Raw genomic sequence first — 220 nt, 5'->3', positions numbered from 1 at the left:
TCTCGCCTGGAACTACATCGTGAACGCCATCGTGGACGCCGACGCAGTCGGCGGCGGCATCGCGGCGGCAGCCGTCCTCGTGGGGCACACGCTCACCGCGCCCGCCCTCGGCGGTGGCACCTCCGGCGTTGTCGGCTACCCAATCGCCGCCGTTGCAGCAACCGCAACCGCGGTCGGCGCAGGGAATGCCGCCATCACACCCGGCGCGCTCGTCCCGGCC

Annotated in this window: 1 protein-coding gene; it reads left to right on the top strand. The window is 73.2% G+C overall.

What is annotated here, in order from left to right:
• Positions 1 to 19 precede the first annotated feature (19 nt).
• A partial coding sequence (locus ON31_RS29305; protein ID WP_157533793.1) for a hypothetical protein occupies positions 20 to 220 on the top strand: 201 nt, incomplete at its 3' end.

This window comes from Nocardia otitidiscaviarum NBRC 14405 (genome assembly GCF_000308635.1).
Lineage (GTDB): Bacteria > Actinomycetota > Actinomycetes > Mycobacteriales > Mycobacteriaceae > Nocardia > Nocardia otitidiscaviarum.
The sequence above is the reverse complement of the archived record's forward strand: the minus strand, read 5'-3'. Positions and strand labels throughout refer to the sequence as shown.